Annotated in this window: 3 protein-coding genes; 1 reads left to right on the top strand and 2 read right to left on the bottom strand. The window is 44.3% G+C overall.

Annotated elements, in window-relative coordinates:
* Positions 1–127: 127 nt before the first annotated feature.
* On the bottom strand, positions 128–2,017 hold the full coding sequence (ftsH, locus tag Q0541_RS01175; protein ID WP_298904404.1) for an ATP-dependent zinc metalloprotease FtsH: 1,890 nt from the start codon (positions 2,015–2,017) through the stop codon (positions 128–130).
* Positions 2,018–2,497: 480 nt separating this feature from the next.
* Here ftsH and Q0541_RS01170 point away from each other — a divergent pair, with 480 nt between their 5' ends.
* Positions 2,498–3,043 carry an NADPH-dependent FMN reductase gene (locus tag Q0541_RS01170; protein ID WP_298904402.1) on the top strand — a complete coding sequence of 182 codons (546 nt, stop codon included), beginning with the start codon at positions 2,498–2,500 and terminating at the stop codon, positions 3,041–3,043.
* Between the two features lie 390 nt (positions 3,044–3,433).
* On the opposite strand, the gene Q0541_RS01165 is transcribed toward Q0541_RS01170, so the two are convergent.
* On the bottom strand, positions 3,434–4,270 hold an 837-nt coding region (locus tag Q0541_RS01165), incomplete at its 5' end, for a DUF4114 domain-containing protein (RefSeq protein WP_298904400.1).

The following is a 4,270-nucleotide window of genomic DNA, read 5'->3' as shown; positions in this document are numbered from 1 at the left end:
TAGAGCAACCATTTAAAATCCCTAAAAAGCCCATTCCATAATACTTTTGACTTTTGACTTTTGACTTTTGACTTCCGCCTTGCGGTACTAGTCTAAAGTTGATAGACTATTGACTTTTGCTTATTCCCTAATGAGGTACAGCCAATTTTGCATCGGCTACCTGAGCATTATCGGCAACAATTTTGCGGAATAAATCACCTTCAATAGTCTCCTGTTCTGCTAACAAATCTACTAAACGCTCCAAAACTATGCGGTTGAGTTGCAACAGTTCTTTTGATCTGATATAGCAATTGTTAACAATTTCGCGCACCTGCGAATCAATTTTGGCGGCAATTTCCTCAGAATAGTCTGATTTATTCATCCAGTCACGTCCCAAAAATACCTCTGCACTCTGATTTTCTAAGGACAATGGGCCTAATTCTGACATCCCGAACCGTGTCACCATCTGCCGGGCCATAGTTGTCACGTGTTGCAGGTCATTCCCTGCACCTGTGGTCACTTCTGGCTTCCCAAAAACAATTTCCTCGGCGGCGCGACCACCCAAAGTAGCTGTTATTCGGGCTTTGAGTTGGGAACGGGAAATTAACCCCTGTTCTTCGTTGGGAGTAAACCAAGTTAATCCTAGTGCTTGTCCCCGTGGAATGAGTGTAACTTTCTGTACAGGGTCATGGTCTTTGAGCAATGTGCCCACTAAAGCATGTCCAACTTCATGATAGGCAATCAAGCGCTTGCTCTTGCTGTCTACCAAGGCGGTACCTTCCATACCGGCAACAACTCTATCCACAGCAGCATCAATTTCTAAAAGGGTGACAGCTTCTTTCCGCCTCCTAGCAGTGAGAATGGCAGCTTCGTTGAGTAAGTTGGCTAAATCTGCGCCAGTAAAACCAGGAGTGCGGCGAGCGATCGCTTCTAATGATACGCTAGGATCAATTTTTTTATTCCGCCCGTGGACTTTCAAAATTTCTAGTCGTCCTTTGAGATCCGGTGCATCCACCATCACTTGTCTGTCAAAGCGTCCTGGTCTGAGCAGCGCTGCATCTAGAACATCGGGGCGGTTAGTGGCAGCAATAATAATGATGCCTGTGTTACCTTCAAAACCATCCATTTCAGTGAGTAGTTGGTTGAGGGTTTGTTCGCGCTCATCGTTACCACCACCGATTCCAGCACCCCGTTGTCTACCTACTGCGTCAATTTCATCGATAAATATTAGACATGGGGCATTATCTTTGGCTTTTTTGAAGAGGTCACGCACACGGGATGCACCTACACCGACGAACATTTCCACGAATTCTGAACCGGAAATGCTAAAGAATGGTACACCTGCTTCACCTGCGATCGCTTTGGCTAGTAAAGTTTTACCTGTACCAGGGGGGCCAATTAACAGCACTCCTTTGGGAATACGTGCCCCTACAGCGGTAAATCTTTCTGGCTGTTTGAGGAAAGTAACAACTTCTTCCAGTTCTTCTTTAGCTTCTTCAACCCCAGCTACGTCTTCAAATTTCACTCCAGTTTTGGCCTCCATTTGGAAGCGAGCTCTGGACTTGCCGAAATTCATCGCTTGACTAGAAGCATTAGTAGAGCGCCGGAGGAACAATAGCATTAAAGCCAGCAGTGGCAAAATCCACATGAGATTGATCAACAGTCCAACAGCAGCTCGACTCTTAGCAGAGGAAACTTCGCCAAAATCAACATTCTTATCTTTGAGTATGTTAATTAACTCTGTGTTTTGTGCCAAAAGTGCTACCTGTTGCGGTGGCGTATTCTCCTTTTGCCCCTTTAGATAAACCCTTGCTAACTGTTCGGTTTCGTCAATCTCTACTTTTTCGACTTCTCCCGCCTTCGCTTTCTTGAGCAAATCACCATAATTTAGAGAGGTGCTCTCTGCTTTTTGTGCCAAAACGGGAGTACTCACGAAAATTCCTGGCAACATAATCAAACTAGCTGCGAACGCACCAACCCAAGCAACGCGTTTTGAAGACTGCCCTTTTACCAATGCTTTTTTTCCCAAATTTGTCATAATAATTACCCTTTGTCTGCTGGCACAAGTTGAGCGCTGGTTTTATGCCTATTCTTCTAGCAAAAATTGTAATAACTGGAAATTACACTTTTCTTATCTAGTCTAACTTCCATACAAAACCATTCCCAAGTTTCTTTCGGCTATTGCATGAAGTTGAGCAACCTAGATAATTATTCTGGCTCCTGACTCCTGACCAAAGAGGCAGGGGAGCAGGGAGCAGGGGGAGAAAAATTCTAGAATTCCCCTGGCTTTAAGGGTTTCAGAGCAAATAAATTTATTTATGCGGTTCTTTGCCCTGCCCCCTGCCCCTTTTCCTCTTAACTCATGACTCCTAGCTGTTAACTCCTTTATTATCAAATTTTCCAGGAGATTTTAATTTGACACATTCCGACACAAATCGTTAAAATAAACATAGTCATAACGATTCCGTTTTAGAAAAAATCTGTTGATAGTAGCTAGTTAATAGTTTGTAGGTTAATTATGGTTAGAATTGTTGGCATTGGCGGTAGTTTAAGACCCAACTCCTATACCCAGTTTGCTTTAGAAGTAGCAGTGCAAAGGGTTGAAGCTGTGGGTGCAGAGGTAGAAATTCTCGATTTACGGCAGTTGCAACTACCGTTTTGCACTGGCGCAAAGGAGTATCCAGAGTATCCAGATGTTCAGCGGTTGCAAGATACAGTCAGTCGCGCCGATGGGTTAATTTTAGCGACACCTGAGTATCATGGTGGGGTTAGTGGTGTCCTGAAAAATGCCCTGGATTTGATGAGCTTTGAGCAACTGTCGGATAAAGTGACAGGACTAATTAGTGTCTTGGGTGGTCAGTCTAATAGTAATGCTTTAAATGAGCTCCGGCTAATTATTCGTTGGGTACATGGTTGGGTGATTCCCGAACAAATTGCGATCGGACAAGCTTGGGGTGCTTTCAGTCCTGAAAACAAGCTATTAGATGAGAAACTCTCTCAAAGATTTGATCAATTTGCTCAGAGTTTAGTTGATAATACTCGCAAGCTGCGGGGCGTAAATTAGTTGTAGGGTGGGCAAAGCTTTGCCCACCCTGGACTCAATGATGGTAATGGTGAGTGAATTAAAGCTAGTGCAGCATCACGGAAATAACTATCTAGTTGAAAAAGGTTAAAAAGCTTAATTTACAAGCTTTTTTTCCTTTTGTCTTTTGCCTTCTTACAGTAGATATTTATACTTTGTGGCATTTGTAAAGGTAACAATAACTTGTAAAAATTATTCTGAGTGACAAATCATAAGGAATTAATCGGACTTAATCTCATCAGATACTGGAGAAAAAGTACCCCGCCCCAACCTTCACCTTGATAAAGGGAGTCACTTACGTGGGTGAAGTTCCCCTGTTGAACAAAGTAGCGTGAGGATTGAGTTGGGGTGAATGGGCACTTTCGCGTGAGGTTAAGCAGCTACAGTCGGAGTCATTTTCACTATCAAGTCGTCGTAGTCTTTATCGCCGCCACCAAACAAATCTTCAAAGGCAAAGGTATTGTTGCCAAGTGAGCTCAAATGGTCAATCCCATCGGGATTAGCCCCTAAAAACGCAAAGTAAGCGAACGGGACTTGTCCTTTGGTTCCTTGGTCTGTGTGATTTGAGGGATTTGACGATAGAAATCCATCCTCAGTCCCATTGGCAATTAGATAAGGCGCATAAATAACCCCACCGTTCAACTGCTCTGATCCCGACGCGCTTCGATCGCTTCCCAATTCGGATTTGGAGACAGGCACAGTTTGCCGAACTGCGACTTGTGCATAGTTCGCGTCGCCTGGGGTAAGTTTGGCATTCGTCAATTGATCGATAATAGTACCCTCTACATCTTGAACGACGTATAGACCGACACTATTGTTATAAGAAGCTTCGCTCTTAACATCAAAGTTAAAGTTAACTAGCTGATTGGCTTGGGCACGTAAGTCAATCACTTTCAACGACCCTGAATTACTAGTGCCAGTGCCACCACTACCAGTGCCACGAATGCCAGTGCCACCAGTGCCAGTGCCAGTGCCACCACTACCAGTGCCACGAATGCCAGTGCCAGTGCCACCAGTGCCAGATGATAGTGGATCGTTGATATTGGCAGTAACACTGACAGAAGGCAGCGCGTTGAGAATGGAGTTAACGCTTGAAATCGTGGCCTTAATCGTACCAGTATGATTGCCTTCAACAACACCATCATTGACGGCGAGGACAGCAACGTTTTTAATGTCTGTAGCAGTGCTACCAGCAGCAATAGTGACGTT

It is taken from the genome of uncultured Nostoc sp. (assembly GCF_937863485.1).
Taxonomy (GTDB): Bacteria; Cyanobacteriota; Cyanobacteriia; order Cyanobacteriales; family Nostocaceae; genus Nostoc.
Note: the sequence above shows the minus strand (reverse complement) of the source record. Positions and strands in the feature narration are given on the sequence as shown.

What these genes read in the sequence shown, in the direction of transcription:
- ftsH (WP_298904404.1), bottom strand. Translation starts at nt 2,017, where the DNA reads ATGACAAATTTGGGAAAAAAAGCATTGGTAAAAGGGCAGTCTTCAAAA.
- Q0541_RS01170 (WP_298904402.1), top strand. Translation starts at nt 2,498, where the DNA reads ATGGTTAGAATTGTTGGCATTGGCGGTAGTTTAAGACCCAACTCCTAT.